Here is a 25,004-nt window from a genome sequence, read left to right as displayed (position 1 = left end):
ATTCAGAATAAACTTATCGTTTCTATTAAAATTATGAGGGTACTACTCGAATACGAGCAGTGACGGAAGGTCCGCGTCTGTTAGTCGAAGGAGCGAGTAGCCGATGCCGGGTTCACCGAGGAACAGCGACTGGGTGTACCAGTGGTCGGTCTGCCACGGGACAGCGAAGCCATCACGGTCGTCGGCCCGGCGTAGAACCGCCGAGGCCAGCGTTTCGGCCTGCCGGCGATACCGGTCGTCACCGAGGGTTCGACTCGCTTCGAGGAGGAACTCGACTCGGCTAAAGTTCCCGCAACAGATGTGGTCGCGGTCGGCGAGGGTTCGGTGGTCGATACCGTCGAGCGCTCGCTCTACGTCGCGCCGAAGCGAGTCACGCTCCTCGATTTCGAGCATCCGGAGTCGAGCGAGTCCGATGCCCGAACTCCCGGCACACCATCCCGGTCGGTAGTCGCCGAACCGAAAGTCGGGCCACCCCTCGTGAGTACACGAATAGTGGTGGTCCTCGAACGCGAGACTCTCCATCGCTACGTCCGCGAATCGAGGCGCATCAGCCACGTGGCCGAGTTCGAACAGCGCGAGAGCGATGCCCGCGACACCGTGCCCGGAACCGTTCAGCGTGCGCTTCTCGCCGTCGTCAGTGTTCCAGACTTGGACGCCGTCTGACTCGATGCGGTTCGACAAGAGATACTCTCCTGCCGCGGTCGCTCGTTCGAGCAGGGCGTCGTCGCCGACCCGGTCGTAGAGCGCGAGCAAGCCCAGAATCCCACCGGCCGTCCCGCCGATGAGGTCGTAGGAGTCGTCGCGTTCGAGCGCCTCCGGCGTTATCTCCGTCGAGAGTTCGAGGGCGGCGTCGGCGTACCGGTCGTCACCGAGGAGGTCGGCCATCTTCGTGAACCCGTAGACCAGCGACCCGACACCGTGGCACGCGCCGAACTTTCGGGCCTCGTAGTCACCGGCCGTGACCTCCGCGAGGACCGGCGCGACGGCCTCCTCGGCGAAGGACCGGTACTCGTCGCCGCCGAACACTGAGGCGAGTGCGCTACTGTAGAGACCGATGCCGACCCGACCCTCGTAGAGGTCGTCTCGGAGCGGATGGACGTAGAGTCCGTTGCCCGTGTTGGTCCGAGTGTACCACTGCCGGTCGCCGTCGTTCCAAACCGCGTCCTCGCGCAACCGGGAAAAGATGTCCCTCGCCGTTCGCTCGGCGGTTTCGGCGTCGAGATGGTCCGGGTCGCCGTCGAAGTCCGCCGGCGGAGAGGGGTTGCGAAGCGGGTCGGGGTCGTAGCCAAGACGCAGGTAGTCGGACTGCTCGCGGAGGTCGGCCTCGCTCATCGACTCGATTCGGTCGCGAACCTGTTCGACGGGCGACGAGTCGAAGGTGTCGCTGACGACGTTCCCCCGGTGGAACAGTCGGGTATCGCTGGTGTTGACGGTCAACCGAGGGATGTCGTACTCCCAGAGGGCGTCTCGTTCGGCCTCGTACAGTCGCCAGAGGTCGGCCTCGTGGTCGTCGAAGTCGAACCAACTCGTCAGCAGTTCGATACGGGCACCGCACCGCGCTCCGGAACGGAGATACCTCGAGGTTACCATCGGTCGGCGGGTCCGACCGTAGGTCCCGGAGCTTCGATAGATGAACCGAACTTCGGTGTCCTCGAACCACGAAATCGGACCGTCGTCCGCCAGCATCCGGTCACGCGCGTCGAGGAGGAACCGATACGCCTCCTCGAACCCAGTCACGATGTCGTCCGGGTAGTCGCGCGGTCCCTCCGGTTCGCCGTCGATTCGGGGGATAGACTGCCCCTCGATAGTCACCGTATTCTCGAACTCCAGTTCCATCTGGTCGGTGTTCACGTCGGTAAACACGCGAGAGACGACTTCCGACTGCACCGCCTCCTCGGCATCGATTCCGCCGACGCCCTCCATGTTCTGGTCCGAGAGGTCAACCGGAACGATGCCGGTAGAGACCACGGACTCCTCGATGATGTCGAATAGGTTCTCGTCGCCGAGTCGGTACGGGTCGGACCGAACCGGATGGAAGACCGTTTCGAGGTCGAGTATCATGGGGTGTTCGCCAGCGACGAGGACGTTTTCTAAGTTCCCGTCCACGAACTGCAACGAGTAGAGAATCGCCACGAGCATCCCGACACGCCGATAGTACCGCGAGACGGCGTCGGTGTCGGGACAGGATTCGGACGTTATCCACTCGACCCACCCGTAGCCGTCTCGGGCGAGACACGTCATCGTGCGGAAATCGAGGAGGTCCGATTCGTCGTTGACCCACGAGAGGAAGCGGTTAAACGTTGCTTCGGGTTCGATTGGCCGCGGTTTGTACGCAAGGGTGACGCCTGACCCGAACTCGACGCGGAAGACGCACCGACCGCTGGCGTGGTAATCGCCAGTGGATTCGACGGCGGTGACGGGACCGAGTTCGTCGCCGTCGGCGAAAATCGCTTCGAGTTCGGACCGGTCGCGTTCGAGTCGGGTAGCCAGCTCCGCGACTCCAGCGAGCCAGTTTTCCACGAAGGTCACGGTCAGTCGAGCGAGAACCGGATATTCGAGGAACAGTCCGCGGAGTCCCGTTTCGAGTTGGTGGCCGACGAAGGCCCGATAGCCGGGGCGTGGTCCGTCGTCCGCGAACTCCTCGGTCTCCAAGAACTTCTTGAACTCGATGAACAGCACCTGTCCGGTGAGCGTCTGGAGGCGGTCGTGGAGGCTCTGGCGGACCATCTCGGTCGCTTCGGTCCCGAACTGCTCGTCGAAGGGTCGGCAGTCGAGTCGAGCGGTGGCGTACTCGACTATCGGTGCAAGGACGTGTTCGAACGGAGACTCGTCACCAGCAGGTCCGAGCGTCGGTGGGTCGGTGGTGGCGACATACTCGTGGATTTCGTTGACGGTATCCATCCAGTCGGGCACCGAGTCGTCGTCCGGGAGTTGCCCCGCTTCGAGTCGGTTCCGCACGTCAGATTCAGTCAGTTCGTCTCGGTCGAGTCGCTTGGCGAACCCGTCGTGGTCGCCGTCGGCAACGTTGTCGGCCCACAGTTCAACGAGGTCCGCTATCTCCTCGTCGGGGAGGCCAGCACCGGCATCAGAAGATTCGAGTCGAGCGCGAAGCGACTGCGCTCCGGCCGCGATTTCCCGTCGTTCACCGGAGATGAGAGTCATATGTCGATAGTAAGAACCTACATCTATAAGTTTTAATTTATTATATTACAAAATGTAAATCATGAGGCTCGCCAGCAGAGTAGCTCGCGGCTACCCGTCTGTATCTTCGTCACAAAAATGAAACGTCCCGGTTGGGACGCACTGTTCAGCTTAGTTGCAGCTGATGTTCTGACAGGAGAGCTGAAGGTCCTGTTCTTCGGCGTCAGTGATGCTGGGCTCTTCCGGCGTGTACTTGTTTTCGAACATCGCATTCTCAAGGACGGCCTGTATCCACTTAAATTTATATATTAAATCTAATATTAAGTATTGATAGTTTAATCTATTTTAAAGCGTTAATTTGTAGAATATATCTGGTATTAAACCTATTGCGCGAACCCGTCTCGGCGATATACTCGTTCGTTTCCAATTAATTTCAAAATACGTATGTTTCGTAGCGACAGAACCCAGATAGTAGATGCCGACGACGCTTAATTGGAAACGTAGTGTGAGGCCCTATACTCCATTCTGAGCGCCACCAGTATATTTATATATTAAATCCAATTTGTTTCGGAGCATCGTTCCTCGCTGACCTGCCAACTGCCCGACTGGAGAATCGAAGATATAATACTTCTGTGTACTCCGATATTATTACTAAGGTGTCGTAAATTGAATAGTAAACGTATCGACCGACTCGCCGAGATGGTCACGGAACATAGCCGAGTGACCATTCTACTCGTCTTGATACTCGTCGGCACTGTCGGATTCGGTGTCACGATGCTCCAAGGCCCGTCTGATACCGATGTCGGGCCGACGACTGCGCCGGAAAAGAAACTCGAATACATCCAAGAGAACTACCACACGTCGGGGGAAAACACGTCTCTCACAGCAGTCTACATCCGGTCGTCGGACGGAAACGTCCTCTCGAAAGAGTCGCTATTGTCGTCGCTCAGATACCAACAGCAGGTGCGCGAGAACGAGACCATCGCTGATATTGGTGACGACGAACGACCGGTCATCGGGGTCGCCAACATCGTGGCGACGCGGGCGGCAGGCGACACCGACATGACCCTCGACCAGCAGATAGCAACGCTGGAATCCATGAGCGAGTCCGAAGTCGAACAGGTAGTGTCGGGGGTACTCGCTCCGGGGTCAGACGCGCTTCAGTTGATGCCCAAGACCTACGAACCGGGCACTGCGACCGCGGCCGGGCGACGAATGGTCTTCCGCTTCGACGAACCGAGTACGAGACCGGAGATTACGGTCTACAGGGCACAGGAGGCCCTTCACGACGAACTACGCGAGACACCCGACGAGTCGTACTTCCTCATTCAGGGACCGGCAGGTAACAACATTCTCGGCCGGATAAACATGCAGATTCTCGAACTGGTCGGGCCGCTGGCGCTGGTCCTCGTCGTCGTCGCGCTCGCGTTCACCTATCGAGACATCTTCGACATTCTACTCGGTCTCTCCGGCGTCCTGTTGACCCTGCTGTTCATGCTGGGCCTCGTCGGCTGGCTCGGCGTCCCGTTCGGGCCGACAGCGATTCTGGCACCGATACTGATAATCGGCCTGAGCATCGACTACGGGATTCACATCTTCATGCGCTACCGCGAGGAGCGCGGCGATTCGGACGGGATTCGGCCACCGATGCGGGTCGCACTCGCGGGGGTGAGTTCCGCGCTGGCACTCGTGACCGTGACGACGGTTATCGGGTTCCTCTCGAACGTCCGGAGTCCCGTCTCCCAGATTCGACATCTGACGGTCGCCATGAGCCTCGGGGTCGTGGCCGCGTTCGTCGTGTTCGTGACGCTGGTGCCCGCACTGAAGGTCGAACTCGACGGCCTCCTCGAACGGTTCGGCATCGGCCGAACGAAACCCGCCCTCGGAACCACCGACGGCACCGTCGGAGAGTTGCTCTCGGGCGGTGTCAAAATCGCTCGCGTGTCGGCGGCGGCGGTCATCCTCGTCTCGGTCGTCGTGGGTGCCGGAGGAGTCGTCGCGTGGGATAGCCTCGACCGGTCCCTAGAGGGGTCGCTCGAACAACCCGAGGGGTGGCAACAGGACTTGCCCGAACCGCTTCGAGTGCCCCAGTTCGAGTACCTCGACGACGTGGACTACGTGAAGCAGAACTACCTCGTTTCGCGGTCTGATTACCAACCGTCTCAGATACTCGTCGAGGGCGACGTAACCGGAGCGAACACCCTCGAACGAGTAGCCGACGCCCGGTCGGTCGTGACCGACGACGAGGTGGCCTACGAACGGGCCGACGGGTCGGTCCCGACGACCGGACCGATAACTGCGATGCAACTCGTCGCCGAACGGAACTCCGAGTTCGCCAGCGTGTTCCGGAACGCCGATACTGACGGGAACGGCGTCCCCGACCGCAACCTCGAAGCGGTCTACGACAAGTTCTACGAGGTCGCACCCGACCGGGCATCGGCAGTAGTCGAGCGAACCGACGGCGAGTATCGCTCCCTGCGCCTCGTCATCCAGACCGACCAGACCGCCGAGTCGGCGGCCGTGGCCTCCGTTCTCCGCGACGCCACGACGACTGCCGAAGGTGACGGAGCAGGTGTCACCGCGACTGCCACCGGGCAACCGGTCATCAACGACGTCGAACTCGCCATCGTCGCCGACAGTGCGTTCACGTCGCTGATGGCATCGCTGGCGGCCATCCTCGCTCTGCTGTCGCTGGTCTACCGGTTCAAGGAGGGGAGCGCGACCCTCGGAGTCGTCACGACGGTTCCCATCGCGCTCGTCATCGCGTTCGTGGTCATCAGCATGCTCGTCATCGGCGTGCCGATTACGTTCAACACCGCGCTGATGTTCGGACTGGTTATCGGCCTCGGCGTGGACTACAGCATCCACATCAGCGACCGATTCCTACAGGAGTATCGGCCCGGTCGGACCGCGTACGACGCGCTGACCGAAACCGTCACTGGCACCGGCGGGGCGCTGTTCGGTAGCACGGTCACGACGGCCGGAGCGTTCGCCACGCTCGCGCTGTCGCCGTTCACCCAGTCGGCCAACACCGGGATAATCGTCGCACTCTCGCTCGTGTTCTCGTTCGTGACGAGCGTCTTCGTCCTCCCGAGTTTCCTCGCAGTCTGGGCGCGATTCGTGGGCGCTGACCTCGTTGAATCGTCCGACCGCACCACCGACGCGATGGCCGACAAGTAACGCCCCGCAGTTAGGTTTCGCCTCCCGCCGTCGTTCTGCTGGCCTTTTTCGCGTCATCGTTCCGAACACGGCTCCTCGGGGCACTCATGACGACATGGTTTCACCGAACTCCCAGCGACGGACGGCCCATAATAGATATTAAAATATTTCCTAAATATGTCTATAGAAATGTTTAATCAAGGAAAATATATCTACTCCGCCAGTTCGTAGCGACCGCCCACGTCAGCGCGCCGCCGACAGACTCACCACTTTCACCCCGAACCCGTGCCGTTTTAGTCGGCGTCGCCCCTGTCTCTCGACTATGACTCTACTCGCGCATTCGTCCTCGGGCGGCGGTGGTCGCCGTGTCTGAAGCCAACGAGGTCGGGGGTATCGTCGGCGAGTTTCTCTCGCTCAAGGCCGAGACCGACGCCGACTACCTCGTGATGCAGGTCGGGGACTTCTACGAGTTCTTCGGCGAGGACGCCGAGGAGGTCGCGGACCTGCTAGACCTCAAAGTCTCCCAGAAGTCGTCTCACGGGTCGAACTACCCGATGGCGGGCGTGCCGGTGGACAAACTCACGCCCCACCTCAAGCAGTTGGTCGAGCGCGGCTACCGGGTCGCCATCGCGGACCAGCACGAGACCCCCGACGGCCACGCCCGAGAAATCACTCGCGTCGTCACCCCCGGCACCCTGCTGGAAACCACGGACGCCGACGCCCAGTATCTCGCCAGCGTCGTCCGGGTCGCGCCCGAGGAGTACGGACTCGCCTTTGCGGACGTGACCACTGGCCGATTCCTCGTGACGGAAGTCCAAGCCGAGGACGCCGACACCGCCGCGGACCGCGTGTTCACCGAACTCTACCGCTTCGACCCGGTAGAGGTCCTGCCGGGTCCCGAGGTTCGCAACGACGACGCGCTCCTCGCTCGCCTCCGCGAGCAAACCGACGCGACGCTCACCCTCCACCGCGCCGACGCCTTCGCGCCGGGCCGAGCGACCCACGAGACCAAAGAACAGTTCGGGCAGGAGACGCTGGCCAGCGTCGGCTTGGACGACGGCGGAACGACCACGAACGAACAGCCAGCGGTGCAGTCTGCGGGCGCGCTCCTCTCCTACGTCGAGGAGACCGGAACCGGCGTGACCTCCTCGATGACTCGCCTCCAGTCCTACGAGGGCGACGACCACGTTTCGCTCGACGCCACGACCCAGCGCAACCTCGAACTCACCGAGACGATGCAGGGCGACCGCGATGGCTCGCTGTTTGCTACCATCGACCACACCGTGACGAGTCCGGGCAAGCGCCTGCTGAAGGAGTGGCTTCAGCGTCCTCGCAGGGACCTGCCGACGCTCCGCCAGCGCGCCGATTCGGTGGCGGCGTTTGCCGACTCCGCGCTGGCCCGTGAGACGGTCCGCGAGACCTTAGACGACGCCTACGACCTCGAACGACTGGCGAGCAAGTCGGCCCACGGGAGCGCCGACGCTCGGGACCTCCTGCGAGTTCGGGAGACGCTGGCGCTCCTGCCCGAGGTCGCAGACGCTATCTCGTCGGACCCCACCCTCGCAGACTCGCCCCTCGCCGAAATCGTCGCCCGGCCCGACCGGGAGGCCGCCGCGGAACTGCGCGAGGAGTTGGGCGCAATCGTGGCCGACCCGCCGGGGACCGTCACCGAGGGCGGCCTCTTTCGCCGGGGCCACGACCCGGAACTGGACGAACTCATCGACCAGCACGACGAGGCCGAGGAGTGGCTTGCCACCCTCGACGACCGCGAGAAGCGCAAGACCGGCATCACCCACCTCACGGTTGACCGGAACAAGACCGACGGCTACTACATCCAAGTCGGCAACTCCGAGACCGACCACGTGCCCGACCGCTACGACCGCCTCAAGAGCCTCAAAAACTCCGAGCGATACACCACCGACGAGTTGGACGAGCGCGAGCGACAGATTCTCCGCCTCGAAGAACAGCGCGGCGAACTGGAGTACGAACTGTTCTCCGAGTTGCGCGAGGAGGTTGCAGAGGAGGCCGACCTCCTGCAGTCGGTGGGCCGCGTCCTCGCCGAAATCGACGCGCTGGCCAGCCTCGCGGTCCACGCCGTCGAGAACGACTGGGTTCGCCCCACCCTCCGAGAAGCCGGGAACCTCGACATCGAGGCGGGCCGCCACCCGGTCGTGGAGCGCACCACCGAGTTCGTCCCCAACGACTTGCGGATGACCGACGAGCGCCAGTTTCTGGTCGTGACCGGCCCGAACATGTCGGGGAAATCGACCTACATGCGACAGGTCGCGTTGATTGCGCTCCTCGGTCAAATCGGGAGCTTCGTCCCCGCGAAGTCGGCCGACATCGGCCTCGTGGACGGTATCTACACCCGAGTCGGCGCGCTGGACGAACTCGCGCAGGGACGCTCGACCTTCATGGTCGAGATGCAGGAGCTATCGAACATCCTCCACTCCGCCACCGAGGACTCGCTCGTGATTCTGGACGAGGTGGGCCGGGGAACCGCGACCTACGACGGCATCTCGATTGCGTGGTCCGCGACCGAGTACCTCCACAACGAGGTCCGGGCCAAGACCCTGTTCGCCACTCACTACCACGAACTCACCACCCTCGCGGACCACCTCGACAGGGTTCACAACGTCCACGTCGCGGTCGACGGCGAACCGCCGTCTTCCAGCGGGACCGGGTCCCGCCCGGCGGACGAGTCCGATGGCGACGTGACTTTCCTCCGGACCGTCGAGGAGGGACCGACCGACCGGTCCTACGGCATCCACGTCGCGGACCTCGCAGGCGTGCCGAACCCGGTCGTGGACCGGTCGCGCGACGTGCTGGCCAAACTCCGCGAGGAGGAGGCCATCGAGGCCAAGGGCGGAACCGGAGGCGGTTCCGGCGACACGAAGCAGGTGGTCTTCGACGTGGGGAGCGGCCAGATGACGCAGAGCGAAACGGCGTCGGCCGACGAGTCCGAACCGACCGACGACCTGCGCGAGGAGTTCGGCGACGACGCCGAGGAGGTCCTCGAAGAAATCGCCGACCTCTCGGTGGGCGAGACGGCACCCGTGGAACTGCTGAACGAGGTGCAGGCGTGGAAAGAGCGACTGCAAACCGACCGATGAGGACGGGCCGGTGAACAGTCGGTACGCGGAGAACTGTCGGGCGACCGAACCGCAAAGAGGCGAACGATTTTTCCCTGCTAGCGCGAAACCTGAAACGAATGGCCGACGGCAGTCCGGACCGGACGACTCGCGGGGACGACTGGGTGAGACCGCCGGAGTCGTTCGTCCGAACAGCGAACGTCACCGCGGCAGACCGCGACGCCTTCCGCGAGAAGGACTGGCCCGAGTGCTGGGAGCGCCCGGCGGACCTGCTGGACTGGGACCGGGAGTTCGATTCGGTGTTGGAGTCGGACGAAATCACGCGCTGGTTCCCCGGCGGGCGTCTCAACGCCGCGTACAACTGCGTGGACCGCCACGTCGAGGCGGGCCGGGGCGACGAGACGGCCGTGACGTGGGAGGGGAAACTCGGCGAGACCCGCGAGTACACCTACCGGGAACTCGCCGAGGAGGTCGAGGCCTTCTCCGCGGCGCTCCGGGAGTTGGGCGTCGGCGAGGACGACGTGGTGACCCTCTACCTGCCGATGATTCCCGAACTGCCGGTGGCGATGCTGGCCTGCGCCAGAATCGGCGCGCCCCACTCAGTCGTGTTCGCCGGGTTCTCGGCGGACGCGCTGGCGACCCGACTGGACGGCGCTGACTCCGAATTTCTGGTGACCTGCGACGGTTACTACCGGCGCGGGGCCGCCCTCGACCTGAAACGCCGGGCCGACAACGCCTGCGTCTCGGTGGACCACGAAGTCGAACAGGTCGTGGTGAACCGCCTCGACGACGGCCGGGCGATGGGTGCGGACCACGCCTACGCCGACCTCGTGGACGCTCACGCCGGGGCCTCGGTCGAACCGGTCTCCCGGTCGGCAGACGACCTGCTGTTTCTCATCTACACCTCGGGGACGACCGGCGAACCCACGCTGGTCCGCCACACCACCGGCGGGTACCTGACTCACGTCGCGTGGACCAGCCACGCGGTCCTCGATTTGGGTCCCGACGACACCCACTGGTGTTCGGCCGACGTGGGGTGGATTACCGGCCACTCCTACGCGGTCTACGGTCCCCTCGCCCTCGGCGCGACGACGGTGCTGTACGAGGGCACCTCCGACAGCCCCGAGACCGACCGGCTCTGGGACATCATCGAGCGCAACGCGGTGGACGTGTTCTACACCGCGCCGACCGCGATTCGGGCGTTCATGAAGTGGGGCGAACAGCATCCCGAGAGTCACGACCTCTCCTCGCTACGCTTGCTGGGCACCGTCGGCGAACCCATCGACGCGACGGCGTGGCACTGGTACCGGAACCACGTCGGCGACGGCGAGTGCCCGGTGGTGGACACGTGGTGGCAGACCGAAACCGGCGGGATGGTCCTCTCGACGCTCCCCGGCGTGGACCGGATGCGTCCCGGCGCGGTGGGCAAGAGTCTCCCCGGAATCGAGACCGCAGTCGTGGACGAGACGGGCGAGGAGGTCCCTGCCGGCGAGTCGGGCCAACTGGTCGTGACTCGGCCGTGGCCGGGGATGGCCCGGTCGCTCTGCGAGGGCACCGACTGGGGGGCGCGCCGGACCCGAACGGTAGACGGCGAGTGGCGGTACGCCACCGGGGACAACGCGGTCCGCGACGACGACGGCTACGTGCATCTCCTCGGGCGGGCCGACGACGTGCTGAAAATCTCGGGGAGACGCCTCAGCACGACCGAAATCGAGTCCGCCATCGTCGGCGTCGATGGCGTGGCCGAGGCCGCGGTGGTCGTCCGCGACGAGACCGACGCGCTCGCTGACCCCGAAATCCACGCCTTCGTCAGCCCCGAATCGAACGTCGCGGGCGACGACGGCCTTCGAGAGCGCGTCGGCACCGCCGTCGCCGACGCAATCGGTCCCGTCGCGGCCCCCGACGTGGTGACGTTCGCCCCCTCGCTCCCCAAGACGCGCTCGGGGAAGGTCGTCCGGCGCTATCTCGCGGCCATCGCCAACGGCGAGGACCTCGGCGACACCTCCGCGCTCCGGAATCCGGAGGTCGTCGGCGAACTGGAGTCGCTTCTGGACCGGTAGGAGTTTTCCGAGATATTTCGCTTTCCTTCGAGAAGCCGAAACTCCGTAAACCGAGTTGCGGTTTCGTCGCGTTGGGAAACAATTTTGTTTCTTTAATAGCCCTACACGTTTCCTTAGAAAATGTCTATATTTCTTACGGTGCCACGACTACCGAACCCACTCGCAGGCCGACCGAGGAGAGGGGCGGAAATCCACCGGGACTCAACGGGGCGACCAAACCACCACGGGTGGTCCTCGTGAGTGAAGCGAACGAGCGGATCGGAAATCGCAGTCCGCGCAGGCCGAAGGCCGAGCAGAACCGTCTTCCGGTGGATGAAAGGGCCGCCCGGTCGCGTTCAACTTCGGATAGTCTACCGTCGTTCTCGATACGTTTCGCTCGTGCGACGACCAGCCACGGCAACAAAGTTTGCAGAAGTTTTATTCGTCTTCTCGAAAGACTCCGAAACGAAATGGGTGGCGAGGCACGCGAGGAGACCGCCGACTATCTCACGACGACCGAGTTCGAGCGCCTCCGGCGGCGGGCCGAGACCTACCGCGAGGACCTCGTGGTGGCGCTGGCCGGGCGCGTCGGTCTCCGGGCGTCGGAAATCACCCGGATTCGGCCCGCGGACCTCTGCGAGCGCCGCCGCGGTGACGAAATCCATTACCTCCTCGCGGTCCCCGAGCGCGACCGTGAGACGCGAGACGGGGATACCGGAGAAACCGACGCCGAAGGGTCCGACATCGAACCTCCGACCCGCGAGGCCTACGTCCCCCAATCGGTCGCCCACGACCTGCGGAAGTTCGCCAACGCAAACGACGTGGGTGACGACGACCCTCTCGTGGACGTGTCGGCCCGGCGCGTCCAGATGCTGGTCTCGGAAGTCGCCGACCGGACCGACGACCTGCGGGACGTGACCTGCCGGGACCTCCGCCAGCACTTCGCCCGGCGACTCCTCGCCGACAAGGCCGTCCCCCCGCGGGTCGTCCAGCGCGTCGGCGGGTGGCAGAGCCTCCAGAGCCTCGCGCCGTACCTCGACGAACCAACCACCGCCGAGGTCGTTGACGCCTTCGCTAACCGGTCGCCCGGCCGCGGACGCCCTGCCCGCGCTTCCCGACCGCCCGGAGCGCCGCAAGCGCCCCGAACGCCGCGAGGACGAATCGACGCCGGCGAGGCGAGAAGTCGGGACCTCCTCGACTGCGCCAGCGAACTCGGGCAAGCCCTCGCGGACGCCTCCACCGCCGAGGACGCCGAACGCGCCGTCTGCGACGGACTCGCCGACACCTACCGAGCGGTCTGGGTCTGCGACCAGCGCAGAGAGACCCGGACCAGCGCCGCGCCAGAATCTGCCGCCGACCTGCCCCGCGAACTCATCGACTCGGCGGAGATACCGGCGACCGACGAGGCCGGTGAGTCCGACGACCTGCCCGACGTGACGGTCCTCGAATCGCCGACCGGCGTGGCGCTGTCGGCCTCCTCGGTCGCGGTCACGCCGCTCCGGTCGAGCGAGACCGTCCACGGCCTGCTGGTGGTCGCCCACGACTCGTTCGCGTCGGCCGACCGGACCCTGCTGGCCGACGCCGGACGCCGGGTCGGCCGGACGCTGACCGCCATCGCGCGAAAGCAACTCCTGCTGGACGACACCGGCGTCGAACTCTCCTTCCGGACCACCGACCCCGGCGTGTTCCTCGTGGCGGCCTCCGCGGATTTGGGGTGCGAGTTCGACCTCGAAGGCGTCGTGCCCGTCGAGGACCACTCCCTGCTATACTTCGTGACCGCCCGCGGGGCCGCGGTCGGCGACGTGCTGGAACGAGTCGGCGAGGCCGAGGCCGTGGACGAGGCCCGCCTCATCCGGGACTACGGCGAGGGCGCGCTCCTCGAATTCGCCGTCTCCGGCGAGTCGATTGCGCCGACGCTGGTCGAGCGCGGCGGCACCGTCCGGGGCCTCTCGGTCGAGAACGGCGTCGCCGACGTGTCGGGGGTCTTCTCCCGGCGCGTGGACGTTCGCCGCGTCGTGGAAGCCATCGAGGAGGCCTTCCCGGAGACGGACCTGCGCTCGAAGCGCGAGGTCGAGAAGCCAGTCCAGAGCGCCGCCACGGTCCAACAGACCGTCCACGACCGCATCACCGAGCGCCAGCAGACCGTCCTCCGGGCGGCCTACCTCGCGGGCTATTTCGAGTGGCCCCGCGGAAGCACCGCCGAGGAGTTGGCGGCCTCGATGGGAGTCTCGTCGCCGACGCTCCACAACCACCTCCGGAAGGCCCAGCAGAAGGTGCTGGACGCGGTGTTCGACGGCCCGGACCGCCGGGTCGTGGACGGCGAGCGACACTAACTGTTTAGCCTCCGAGACGAACCCGAGTCGATGAAACGCGGGTCGAACTCCGGAAAAAGTTGCCAAATCCGCTTTCAGGCGCTCTAATACCAAATATCGGGAGTTTGTGATAGTTAGTTCCCCCACTTATATGATGGTGGCCGGACTGTGAACGTGGCTCATGCAGGAAGAACAAGACGTCGAACTCGAAGCCCGACTCGAAGACCGCGAGCGATTCGAACCGCCCGAGTCGTTCGTGGAGCAAGCGAACGTCTCCGACGACGAGATTTACGAGACGTTCGACGACGAGTGGCCCGAGTGCTGGGAGCAGTCCGCGGACCTGCTCGATTGGGACGAGGAGTACGACACGGTGCTGGACGACTCGAACCCGCCGTTCTACGAGTGGTTCACCGGCGGCGAGTTGAACGCTTCCGCCAACTGTCTGGACCGCCACCTCGAAGACCGAGGCGACGAGGCCGCAATCGAGTGGGTCGGCGAACCCACAGACGAGGACAACCGGACCTACACCTACGCGGAACTCCACCGCGAGGTCAACGAGTTCGCGTCTGCGCTCCGGGAGATGGGTGTCGGCGAGGACGACGTGGTAACGATGTACATGCCGATGGTACCCGAACTACCCATCGCCATGCTGGCCTGCGCCAGAATCGGCGCGCCCCACTCGGTCGTCTTCGCTGGCTTCTCCGCGGACGCCCTCGCCACCCGGATGGAGTCTGCCGACTCCGAGTACCTCGTGACCTGCGACGGCTACTACCGCCGAGGAGACCCCCTCGAACACAAGGCCAAGGCCGACGAGGGACTCGAAGGCGTCGAACACCAAGTCTCGGACGTGGTGGTCGTGGACCGCCTCGGCGACGCCTACGACCACCCGATGGCCGAGGACCATCACGACTACGACGCTCTCGTCGCCGACCACGAGGGTGCGGAGGTCGAACCGGTCGCCCGCGACGCCGAGGACATGCTGTTCCTGATGTACACATCCGGAACCACCGGGCAACCGAAGGGCGTCAAACACACCACGGGCGGATACTTGGCGTGGGCCGCGTGGACCTCCCAAGCGGTGCTGGACATCAAGCCCGAGGACACCTACTTCTGCTCGGCCGACATCGGGTGGATTACCGGCCATTCGTACATCGTCTACGGGCCTCTCGCACTCGGGACCACCACGATGATGTACGAGGGCACCCCGGACCACCCGGAACGCGACCGCCTCTGGGAAATCATCGAGGAGTACGAGGCCACCCAACTCTACACCGCGCCGACTGCGATTCGGGCCTTCATGAAGTGGGGCACCGAGTTCCCGGACGAACACGACCTGTCCTCGCTCCGTCTCCTCGGCACGGTCGGCGAACCCATCAACCCCCGCGCGTGGAAGTGGTATTACAAGCACATCGGCGACGAATCCTGCCCCATCATCGACACGTGGTGGCAGACCGAGACCGGCGGCATGATGGTCACGACACTGCCCGGCGTGAAGGACATGAAGCCCGGAAGCGCCGGGCCGCCCTTGCCGGGCGTTGACGCACAGATTATCGACCCCAGCGGCGAGGAGGTCGATGCCGGACAGGCAGGCCACCTCACGGTCCAAAAGCCGTGGCCCGGCATGCTTCGGACCCTCTACAACAACGACGAGCGCTACATCGAGGAGTACTGGGCGGAGTACTCCGACACCGATAGCGACGACCCCGAGGACTGGGTGTACTTCCCAGAAGACGGCGCGAAGATAGACGAAGACGGCTACATCACGGTCCTCGGACGTGTTGACGACGTGCTGAACGTCTCGGGCCACCGCCTCGGCACGATGGAAATCGAGAGCGCAATCGTCGGCGTCGAAGGGGTCGCCGAGGCCGCAGTCGTCGGCGGAAATCACGACGTGAAGGGCGAAGCGGTCTACGCCTACGTCATCACCGAAGACGGCTACGAGGGCGACGAGCAACTGCGCGAGAGTATCATCGAGGGCGTCGAGGACGCAATCGGCCCAATCGCTCGTCCCGAGGCAGTCGTGTTCACGCCCGAACTCCCCAAGACGCGCTCGGGCAAAATCATGCGCAGACTCCTCGAAGACATCGCTAACGGCGAGGAGCTAGGCAACACCTCCACCCTTCGGAACCCCGAGGTAGTCGAGGAAATCGAGGCGAAGGTCGGCGACGACTGAGGACGGTCCTCCTCCTTTCGACGCTCGAAACGAACGAGACGGACCGAAATCGCAGTACGAAAATGTGGTAGATAAAATCACGCACGACAAATAATGTCAGATAATAACTCACAGCAGTCAGACAACACCTCCCAAGAGCGAGACGAGGACGCATCGAACCGCACAGTCGAGACTGACGGCGGCGTGGCGACCGGCGGGCGGTCCGCCGACACCGACTACCTCGACGCGCAGGTGAACATCTTCAAGCCATCGACGCTGTTCATGCGCGACCACCTCCGCATCGTCTGGACGATGTTCGCAGTGTGGGCGCTGTTCGTCTTCGGGCCGGTGACGGCGACGTATCTCGCCACCGACTTCATGACGAGTACGACCGTGATGGGCTTTCCCCTGCACTACTTCGCCACCGCAATCGGCGCGCCGACCGGGGCGCTGGTCCTGTCGTTCGTCTACGCCCGGAAGCGCGACCAGTTGGACGAGAAGTACGGCATCGACCACTCCGGCGCTCGGGCGGGTCCCGACGCCGAGGCCGCCGCGACTGACGGAGGGTCCGACCGATGACGTTCGAACCGGTCCCGCTGGACCTCCTGCCGGACGCGCTCAACGCCTCGTTCAAGGCGATTCCGGCGGTCATGGTCTCGGGCATGCTTCTGCTGTTCTTGGGCATCGGCTACGCCTTCCGGGTGGCCGACACCGAGGACCTCTGGGTCGCGGGTCGGTCCATCGGCAACGTCGAGAACGGGATGGCCATCGGCGCGAACTGGATGTCCGCGGCCTCCTACCTCGGGATGGCGGCGCTCATCGCGCTGTCGGGGTACTACGGACTGGCGTTCGTCGTCGGGTGGTCTACGGGCTACTTCATCCTCCTCATCTTCCTCGCCGCGCAGATGCGCCGGTTCGGGAAGTACACCGCGCCCGACTTCGTGGGCGACCGGTTCGACTCCGATACGGCCAGAGCCATCGCGGCGCTGACGACCATCCTCATCGGGTTCGTCTACTCGGTCGGACAGGCCCGCGGGATGGGACTGGTCGGCATCTACGTCTTCGGGGGCGACTACGTGACGATGGTCGTCCTGCTGATGGGGATTACGGTGGGCTATCTGGCGCTGTCGGGGATGCTCGGCGCGACGAAGAACATGGCCGTCCAGTACGTCATCCTCATCGTGGCCTTCCTCGCGGGCCTCTACGCAGTCGGGTTCACGCAGGGCTACTCGACTGTCCTGCCCCAAATCGAGTACGGCGCGCTCCTCTCGGAACTCAACAGCGAGTTCACCGAACCGTTCTCGACCGGCGGGGTCTACCTGTGGATTGCGACCGCGTTCTCGCTCATCGTCGGCACCTGCGGACTGCCTCACGTGCTGGTCCGGTTCTACACGGTCGAAAGCGAGCGGACTGCCCGGTGGTCCACCGTCTGGGGACTGTTCTTCATCTGTCTGCTCTACCTGAGCGCCCCCGCCTTCGCCGCGTTCGGGACCGACCTCTACGCCGACAAGGTGGGCGCGGTCTACGGCGCGAGCGGGATGAGTGGCGCTGAGGGCGACGTGATTGTGGTCTTGGCCTCGCAACTCGCCAACCTGCCGACGTGGTTCGTCGGTCTCGTCGCGGCGGGCGGCATCGCGGCGGCGATTGCGACGACCGCCGGCCTGTTCATCGCCGCATCGTCGGCCGCGGCCCACGACATCTACACCAACATCATCAACTCCGACGCAACTCAGCGCGAGCAGTTGCTAATCGGCCGAGCGACCATCGTCGTCCTCGGCGCTATCGTGACGGTGACGGCACTCGACCCGCCCGCGCTGGTCGGCGAACTGGTCGCGCTGGCGTTCTCGCTTGCCGGTCTGGTGCTGTTCCCGATGTTCTTCCTCGGTCTCTGGTGGGAGAACGCCAACCGGGAGGGTGCGCTCGCCGGGATGACGACCGGCCTCCTCATCTGGCTCGGCGCGGTGTTGAACGAACTCGTTCTGGCGACCGACGCCGGGCCGGTCGTGCCCCTCTACGCCGAGGTCTTCCCCGCGGTCGGGGCGGCGCTCGCCGGGACGCCAATCGTCTTCGCCGTCACCATCGGTGTCTCGCTGGTGACCGACGAACCGCCAGAGCGCATCAAGCGCATCGTCCGGCAGTGTCACAGTCCGGAACCGATGGGCCAACAGCAGAGCGCGGAAGACGTGGTTTCGGCCGACGGCGGCCAAATCTCGGGGGACGACTGAGATGTACGAGCGCATCCTGATTCCCACGGACGGGAGCAAGACCGCCGAGTTGGCGGTCGAGGAGGCCCTCGACGTCGCCGAGAAGTTCGACGCCGAGGTCCACACCCTCTACGTCGTGGACACCGACGCCGCCGAGGTCAGCCTCGGCACCGAGCAGGTCGAACGCATCCGACAGGGCCGGTTCGGCGAGATGGACGAACTCGAAGCCCGTGCCCGAAAAGCGACGGAACACGTCGCCGAACTGGCCCGCGACCGGGGCGTCGTCGTGGAGGAACACTTCCGCGGCGGCCGACCCCACAAGGTCATCGCCGACTTCGCCGAGGACGAGGAGATAGACCTCATCGTGATGGGAAGCCACGGCCGGTCGGGCATCTCGCGGGTCCTCCTCGGGAGCGTCACCGAGCGCGTGCTTCGCTCGACCCACCGGTCGGTGCTGGTTGTGGACGAGCGGGAGGCCGAGTCGTGACGCTCGCAACGATTCCCGACCGCGTTCGCAGTCACGTCCGGGAGCATCGGGACGGCATGATGGCGGACTTCGTGTTCGCCGTCGTCTGGGTCGCCGTCGTCTCGATGCTGTTCGACGTACTGCCCGCTCCTCGGTGGGCCTACCACCTGTCGCTGGCGGGCGGCGTGGTGGCTTACTACGGGTTTTTCTCCTCGCTAGAGGTGGCGCGGGAGAGGACATGACCGCGTTCGGGACGTGACCGCGTTCGGGACACATGTATAATCGTCTTCGCATTATTTCTATTTACTTTAGAATTGTTTTTATTTTCATAGTGGCGCGCGGGCGTTTCCGACCGCCGACGTCGCTCGTCAGCGCCGTCTGCTGACGAGCGGCGCGGAAGCTATCCGTTCTCACGAGTTGGGGGTCCCGACGAACTAACCGGCGGGCGACGCCGCGAATCGCGGCCGACGTAATTTTTATACCATATCCGACAGAAAGTTACAGCCGATGGTCCCTCGTCCTTCTCGGCGCGAGATGCTCGGACTCGCAGGTGTCGGCGCGACCGCGATTTTCGCCGGGTGTTCCGGTTTCACGTCCTCGAACGGCGCGCGATACTCCCTCCAGAGTAGTCCTCGCGGCGGCACGTCCCTCCTCGAACTGTTCCGGTGGAAGCCGAGACGCCAAGCGTTGCACGTCCGCCGTCACGCCGACGAACTCGTCGCAACCTTGCTCGACGCGGGCGAACTGACGACCGAAGCGCAACCGCTCGGCCCGTACGACCCGAGCGAGACGCCGCCACCCGCCTACGTCGAACACGAGGACGCGTACTACCGCGTCCGCGTCACCGACGTCGAGAGCGTGTCCCTCGACCGGTGGGAGTTCTGGCTCGAACCCGTCGAGCGAGCGCCACCAGAGGCGACCGTCGTGGACGCCCCCGTCGAAGGGCTGTCGAAACTCGACGCAGAAATCGTCGAGAGAGCCACCCAAGACGCAATCGGGGCCGTCGTCAGCGACGAAGACCTCTCGGCGGCGGACCACGGCGAGCGCGGCGTCGTCTACTTCGACCCGATGGGTCCAGACGAGAGCCAACTCGTCCCGAATCCGCCGTTCGAGTACGTCCGCGTCGACCCCGACACCGAGTTTCTGGACGAGAAACAGACGCTACGTGCCCACGCGGCAAAGGGGTCGGTGAAGACGAAGCGATACGTCCACGAGACCGAACGAGTCGCCGATTCGCGCTCGGAACTGCTCGAGATACTCCGGAGCCATCTCGACGCGACGCTCGACGACGTGGAGGGCGATGTGCGCGACATCGTGACCGAAATCAGCGTCGGAAACGGCATCTACACCGAGCGCGAACCGATTTCCGACGCACTGACTGACCTCCTCGAACGACTCGGCGTGGACAGTCCGTCTCCGCCGGACTCGAACCGAGGAGTCCGGCGATGGCGTCGCCACTACGAATACGATGGGGGGTACTACCGGACGACACTGCGCATCAGAAACGACTGAGGCGTGCGAAAAGAAGGGACGAATCGCGGAGTTAGCTGTAAATCTGGTCGATGAGAGCGTGGGTGTAGCCGCCGGCGTGAGAGACGGGATTCGCGGTGGCCTCGACCAAGTCGTTGTAGTCCGTCGAGTTCCAACTGTCGAAGTTGGTGCCGTTCTCCTTCACGAGGTGGAAGACCTCGTAGGAGTAGCTGTTGCCCGAGTCCGCGACCTCGTAAACGCAGTCCCACGGGTCGTCGTTCCAAGCCAGCATGCTGTCGTAGTCGTCGACGAAGTTCTCGCCCGAGGTGAAGTTGTTCTTGACCCACTCCTCGTAGCTGTAGTGGAGGTCGTAGTAGGGGTCCAGAACCTCACAGCCGTCGAAGTCACAGTCTATCTCGAAGTTCATCTGTTCGAGACCCATGCCGCTGTGAAGCGGGACCGACACGTCCTGCACGTAGTGGAGTGCGCGACCGAGGTGTTCGCGCTTGGTCGAGTAGGACGTGTTCTTGGCCTCGCCCATCTCGTAGTCACAGAACCACGGTGCGCCGCCGAGACCGTTGAACGTTATCGTGATTCCGTATCCGAGGTCGACGGTGTACTGGTTGGGGTCGTAGTAGTGACCGTAGTGGTGGGCGAACTCGTTGAGACCCTTCTTGATGCCGTCTTTCACCCAGTCGGGCCAGTCGGCCGATTCGACTAGCTGACCGCATCCGTTGCAGGGGTTCGAGTCGGGAGTCGGGGAGGCCTCAACGATGTCGTCCTCCTCGTAACTGTAGAGGTCGAACTCGTTTTCCAGCGTGTGGCGGGTCATGTCCTTGTGCATCGACCCGTACCACTGGGCATCGATTCCGTTGCGGTTGCCGTTCTCCTTGCCGAACCCGCGGTTGACGGCCGACGCCGCGGTAGTGAATTGGTCCGTCTCCTCTTTGGAGACAGCGCCGTTCGAGCGCTCCTCGGCCAGCGTGAAAACGAAGTCGTTACCCTCTCGGACTTTTCGAACGGGGTACTTCTGCCAGAGGTCCTTGAGAGCGTCTTTGGCTTCGGTTTCGCTACTCTCGCGGAGACCGGCCTTCTCGACGAGCGTCTGTAGACGCTTCTTGTCCAGCGTCAGGAGGTCGTACTGCGTGGTGAGCGACGTGAGGGAGTCGTCCACGAGGAGTTTGCTGTGGTCGGGATACGGGACTTCTCCCTCGACTCGTTGGTCGCTGTCGCCAGCACTGGCGAGACCCGTCGCGCTCAGGCCGACGATGGCACCGGAAGACGCTTTCAGGAAGGTTCGGCGATTGAGATTCGATCCTGCACCAGCACCGCTTTTTTCACTATCTACCACACAGAAAAATATCTGGAGGGATGTGAAAAATCTGTCGATGTAAAAATATATAAAAAACATACATTATATTAGGGATACCATATTGATCCTATGAAATCGCGGCGCTCGCCGCAAATCTGTCGGGCGAAGAGCGAGACCCAACCGACCGGAGACCGACAGTCGAACCAGCGGCGAACGCGGTAGCGAGAGAGCGGCGTCTACGCTGGGGTCTTCGCGTTGCAACGGTCGTCCGGAACAAGAGAAGAGACGAGACGCGGCGTTAGGGGTCTACGTCGTCGGGGAGACTGTCCAACCACGTGAACCGAGTGAGACAGTCGAGGAGCGTCGGCAGACCGAGCGGTTCGTACCCTATCAACTCGACGGAGACGTTGACCCGGCGCTCGTCCGGGTAGACGAACGGGAACCGGTCGGGCCAGTTGTTGTGGTGGTGGCCGTGGAGGACCCACCCGCGCCAGTTGCCGGGCGCGTCCTCGGGGTCGTGGACGCAGTAGAACGGGACGCCCTCGTACTCGAACTGGTAGGTCTCGCGTATCTCCACGCCGTCGAGCGAGGGCATCACCCACTCGTCGTGGTCCCCGAGGACGAACTGAATCGTCCCGTTCAGTCGCTCCAGCCACGACGCGAACTCGCCGAAGTCGTTGGCCATTGTGAGGTCGCCGAGGAAAATCACCTCGTCGTCGTCGCCGACGACGGCGTTCCAGTTGGCCACGAGGGCCTCGTTCATCTCCTCAGCCGAATCGAATGGGCGGTCGCAGTAGTCGATGATGTTCCCGTGGTCGAAGTGCGTGTCGGAGATAACGAAGTCCACGGCGAGGGTTTCGGCGGCCGGGATGATAACGTCAACGCACCTTTATTTCAAAGAGCGTAATCTACTTATTTGTGAATTCCCATCTATTTTCCAAACGATGTTTCGTTATTTTGATACACGACGCTTGCCGCGCTGGCGGGCGTTGTGCCAGCGGGCCTCGCAGGTATCGGCCAGTCACGTCCTGCTGGTCGGCCTCGTACTGGTCGGCGTCGTCGTCGCGGGAGCGACCCCCGCGCTCGGCGCGACCACTGCACAGGCCGAGAACACCTGCGTCTCGGTCGGTACCTACGACGCCGACAACGACAAACACGAGACTACCCTGCTCCTCGAACAGATAGACGGCGACTTCGCGGACATCGCCGAAACCGACGACGACAGCAACCCCGGCGACTGCCTGAGCGAGGACCTCTTTCACTACTACATCTTCGACGCGCCACCGGGCGAGTACCACGTCCACGTCAGAAACGACGGCGAGGTGAACGAACGGTGGGGCGTCTTCGAGCGAACCGTGGGAAGCACCGACGAGGAGACCTTCGCACTCTCGCGTGGCGGCGTCTACCACACCTCCGCCGGGGTGTCGTCGCCGCGGGACTCCCGCCGGTTCCAACCCGGCGAGGACGCCCGGTTCGACTCGCGGGTGTACAACGCCGAATCGTCGGGGTACAACGACGTGACGACCGAGGTGTACGTCTACCCCGAAGGGGCGTCCAGACCCGACACGCCGACCAAGCGCCTCGGCACCGAGAGCGTCAGGTCCGGGCGACACGAGGCCATCTCGGGGTCGGTCCCGATTCCCGACGACGAGGGGACCTACCGGGTGGACGTGGAGTTCGTGACCGAGTTCCACGAGGGCGCGTCGTTCACCTCCGACTACGTGGACCTCGGGACGATTCGGGTCCAGTCGTTCGAACCGCCCGAAATCGGGAGTCGGTCGCCGGAAACCGGGAGCGTCTCACTCGGCCCCTCGAAGACCGAATCCTTCTCGGTCAGCGCCACCGACCCCGACAGCACGCCCTCGGTGACGTGGTACGTGGACGGCGACCGGATGTCCTCGGGCAGTCAGTACGAGTTCGACGCCGGGCAGTTCGGGTCGGGCGACCACACCGTCGAGGCGGTGGTCAGCGACGGGACCTCCTCGACCGACGACGCCACGACCGAGTGGAGCGTTGACGTGGCACAAGCGCCCGAAATCGTCTCGGTGACGCCCGGAAGCACCGAGACGGTCCCCGGCAAGACGGTCGAGTTCTCGGCCGAGGGGGACTCGTCGGGCCTCGCCTACGACTGGACGATAGACGGCGAAACCGTCTCGGGCCGGACAGTCGAGGCGACCTTCGACTCGACCGGCGAGAAGCAGATTCAGGTCGTCGCCGAGAACGACCGGGGCGTCACCGACGAGCGGTCGTTTACCGTCAGCGTCGAGGGCACCCCGCCGTCGATTCAGGACCTCTCGGTTTCGCCGTCGTCGGTGACGGCCGGCGAGGAGGTCGAACTCTCGGTGAGCGCGACCGACCCGGAAGACAGGGACGTTGACCTCTCCTACCAGTGGACGATAGGCGGCGAAACCTACGACGGCCGGTCGGTCTCGACGGCGCTCCGAACCGTCGGGAAACGGAACGTCGAACTCAGCGTGACGAACCAGTACGGCGCGTCCGTCACCCGGAACCGGACCGTCGTCGTCTCGAACGACGACCCGGAACTGGTTCGCGTCTCGCCCGAGAAGGTCCCTACGCCCGAGACGGGGACGCGCCAGCGATTCGTCGTGAGAGCGACCGACGCCGACGCGACCCCCGCCACGGTGGTCTGGTCGGTTGACGGGTCGTCAGTGAAGGAGACCGACCTCTCCTCGACCAGCCAGAAAGTGACGTTCGCCCACCAGTTCTCGACCCCCGGCGACCACACCGTCGAGGCCACGGTCGAGGACGGTCACGGCGGGAGCGCCACCGCGACGTGGGACGTGAGCGTGAACAATCGACCGCCGAAAGTCAGCGGGGTCGCGCCGGAGTCGTCGTCGGTCTCGGTCCTCACGGGCGAGTCCATGACCTTCGAGGCCGAGGCGTCCGACCCCGAGGGCGACGCGACGAGTCTCCGGTGGCAGGTTGACGGGACCAAGGTGGGGACCGGCGAGCGACTGAACCACTCGTTCGCCGAACCGGGAACGCGCAACGTCACGGTCGTCGCCGACGACGGTGCGGGCGGTCGGGACCGAAATAGCTGGTCGGTCCGGGTCAGGAACTTCCGGAAGACGCCGGAAATCGACTCGTCGGCCACCATCGAGACGCTCACCACGAACGGGTCCCAAGAGTTCATCACCCTCTCGCTCCGGAACCCCTCGGTCAACACCCGGAAGGTCAACGTGGAGTTGGCGCTGTCGGTTCCCAACGGTATCGTCGTCACCGCCGGTCGGAACGTCGCGGAGGGCAACCGGGCGGAGTACGTCAACGAGGAGGTCGTGTCGGCGGGCAGACAGACCAGTCTCTCGGTGGGCATCTCGGTCCGCGACGAGTCGCTGAGAGGCCAGCGCATCGAGATTCCCTATCAGGTCATCTACTACCCCGAGGGGAGTCGAGACAGCTATCGGGTCGTGGAGAACGCTACGAAGGAAATCGGCATCGGCGACCCGTCGGCCTTCGAGGACGAGGAGACCGATTCCGAGACTAAATTCGACTCGGTTCCGGGGTCGGAAGGCGGGACGCCGGGTTTCACGCCCGGCGTCACGGTGCTGGCGCTCCTCGCCTGCCTCCTGCTGGTCCGGGCGAGTCGGTGACGACTCGCCAACAGTAGATTGAATGGCGCTCGGTCGCTCGGTGTGG

14 protein-coding genes are annotated in these 25,004 nt (G+C 64.3%); 11 read left to right on the top strand and 3 right to left on the bottom strand.

Annotated features, from left to right (window positions below):
• Positions 1–42: 42 nt before the first annotated feature.
• Positions 43–3,162, bottom strand: coding sequence for a type 2 lanthipeptide synthetase LanM family protein (locus P2T57_RS14385; RefSeq protein WP_276299905.1), 3,120 nt, complete (start codon positions 3,160–3,162; stop codon positions 43–45).
• Positions 3,163–3,861: 699 nt separating this feature from the next.
• Between P2T57_RS14385 and P2T57_RS14380 the strand changes: the two genes are divergently transcribed.
• The 10 genes from P2T57_RS14380 (at position 3,862) to P2T57_RS14335 (ending at position 20,077) form a co-directional block, all read left to right on the top strand.
• Entirely contained in the window at positions 3,862–6,321 is a 2,460-nt protein-coding gene (locus P2T57_RS14380) for an efflux RND transporter permease subunit (protein WP_276299904.1), read from the top strand.
• Between the two features lie 335 nt (positions 6,322–6,656).
• Positions 6,657–9,413 carry a DNA mismatch repair protein MutS gene (mutS, locus tag P2T57_RS14375; protein ID WP_276299903.1) on the top strand — a complete coding sequence of 919 codons (2,757 nt, stop codon included), beginning with the start codon at positions 6,657–6,659 and terminating at the stop codon, positions 9,411–9,413.
• Positions 9,414–9,511: 98 nt separating this feature from the next.
• The gene (locus P2T57_RS14370) at positions 9,512–11,452 is read left to right on the top strand and encodes an acetate--CoA ligase (protein ID WP_276299902.1); all 1,941 of its coding nucleotides are present in this window, start codon (positions 9,512–9,514) and stop codon (positions 11,450–11,452) included.
• A gap of 449 nt (positions 11,453–11,901) precedes the next feature.
• Positions 11,902–13,764, top strand: coding sequence for a bacterio-opsin activator domain-containing protein (locus P2T57_RS14365; protein ID WP_276299901.1), 1,863 nt, complete (start codon positions 11,902–11,904; stop codon positions 13,762–13,764).
• Between the two features lie 160 nt (positions 13,765–13,924).
• On the top strand, positions 13,925–15,916 hold the full coding sequence (gene acs, locus P2T57_RS14360) for an acetate--CoA ligase (RefSeq protein ID WP_276299900.1): 1,992 nt from the start codon (positions 13,925–13,927) through the stop codon (positions 15,914–15,916).
• Between the two features lie 93 nt (positions 15,917–16,009).
• Entirely contained in the window at positions 16,010–16,474 is a 465-nt protein-coding gene (locus tag P2T57_RS14355; RefSeq protein WP_276299899.1) for a DUF4212 domain-containing protein, read from the top strand.
• Entirely contained in the window at positions 16,471–18,120 is a 1,650-nt protein-coding gene (locus P2T57_RS14350) for a VC_2705 family sodium/solute symporter (protein WP_276299898.1), read from the top strand. The genes P2T57_RS14355 and P2T57_RS14350 overlap by 4 nt, the downstream gene beginning before the upstream one ends.
• A gap of 1 nt (position 18,121) precedes the next feature.
• Positions 18,122–18,586, top strand: a complete 465-nt coding sequence (locus P2T57_RS14345; RefSeq protein WP_276299897.1) for a universal stress protein — start codon at positions 18,122–18,124, stop codon at positions 18,584–18,586.
• Positions 18,583–18,807 (top strand): DUF8119 family protein, encoded by a 225-nt coding sequence (locus P2T57_RS14340; RefSeq protein WP_276302136.1) that lies wholly within the window; start codon positions 18,583–18,585, stop codon positions 18,805–18,807. The genes P2T57_RS14345 and P2T57_RS14340 overlap by 4 nt, the downstream gene beginning before the upstream one ends.
• A 265-nt stretch (positions 18,808–19,072) precedes the next feature.
• On the top strand, positions 19,073–20,077 hold the full coding sequence (locus P2T57_RS14335; RefSeq protein ID WP_276299896.1) for a hypothetical protein: 1,005 nt from the start codon (positions 19,073–19,075) through the stop codon (positions 20,075–20,077).
• Between the two features lie 31 nt (positions 20,078–20,108).
• Here P2T57_RS14335 and P2T57_RS14330 read toward each other — a convergent pair whose 3' ends face one another.
• A complete protein-coding gene (locus tag P2T57_RS14330) occupies positions 20,109–21,386 on the bottom strand; it encodes a phospholipase C/P1 nuclease family protein (protein WP_276299895.1) in 1,278 nt (425 codons plus the stop codon).
• Positions 21,387–21,645: 259 nt separating this feature from the next.
• Positions 21,646–22,194, bottom strand: a complete 549-nt coding sequence (locus P2T57_RS14325; RefSeq protein ID WP_276299894.1) for a metallophosphoesterase — start codon at positions 22,192–22,194, stop codon at positions 21,646–21,648.
• A 97-nt stretch (positions 22,195–22,291) separates the two neighbouring features.
• Between P2T57_RS14325 and P2T57_RS14320 the strand changes: the two genes are divergently transcribed.
• The gene (locus P2T57_RS14320; protein ID WP_276299893.1) at positions 22,292–24,958 is read left to right on the top strand and encodes a PKD domain-containing protein; all 2,667 of its coding nucleotides are present in this window, start codon (positions 22,292–22,294) and stop codon (positions 24,956–24,958) included.
• Positions 24,959–25,004 lie beyond the last annotated feature (46 nt).

It is taken from the genome of Halorussus lipolyticus (genome assembly GCF_029338375.1).
GTDB lineage: Archaea > Halobacteriota > Halobacteria > Halobacteriales > Haladaptataceae > Halorussus > Halorussus lipolyticus.
This window is presented reverse-complemented; position numbering and strand designations above follow the sequence as displayed.

What these genes read in the sequence shown, in the direction of transcription:
- P2T57_RS14365 (WP_276299901.1), top strand. Translation starts at nt 11,902, where the DNA reads ATGGGTGGCGAGGCACGCGAGGAGACCGCCGACTATCTCACGACGACC.
- P2T57_RS14370 (WP_276299902.1), top strand. Translation starts at nt 9,512, where the DNA reads ATGGCCGACGGCAGTCCGGACCGGACGACTCGCGGGGACGACTGGGTG.
- P2T57_RS14335 (WP_276299896.1), top strand. Translation starts at nt 19,073, where the DNA reads ATGGTCCCTCGTCCTTCTCGGCGCGAGATGCTCGGACTCGCAGGTGTC.
- P2T57_RS14320 (WP_276299893.1), top strand. Translation starts at nt 22,292, where the DNA reads ATGTTTCGTTATTTTGATACACGACGCTTGCCGCGCTGGCGGGCGTTG.
- acs (WP_276299900.1), top strand. Translation starts at nt 13,925, where the DNA reads ATGCAGGAAGAACAAGACGTCGAACTCGAAGCCCGACTCGAAGACCGC.
- P2T57_RS14385 (WP_276299905.1), bottom strand. Translation starts at nt 3,162, where the DNA reads ATGACTCTCATCTCCGGTGAACGACGGGAAATCGCGGCCGGAGCGCAG.
- P2T57_RS14345 (WP_276299897.1), top strand. Translation starts at nt 18,122, where the DNA reads ATGTACGAGCGCATCCTGATTCCCACGGACGGGAGCAAGACCGCCGAG.
- P2T57_RS14350 (WP_276299898.1), top strand. Translation starts at nt 16,471, where the DNA reads ATGACGTTCGAACCGGTCCCGCTGGACCTCCTGCCGGACGCGCTCAAC.
- P2T57_RS14355 (WP_276299899.1), top strand. Translation starts at nt 16,010, where the DNA reads ATGTCAGATAATAACTCACAGCAGTCAGACAACACCTCCCAAGAGCGA.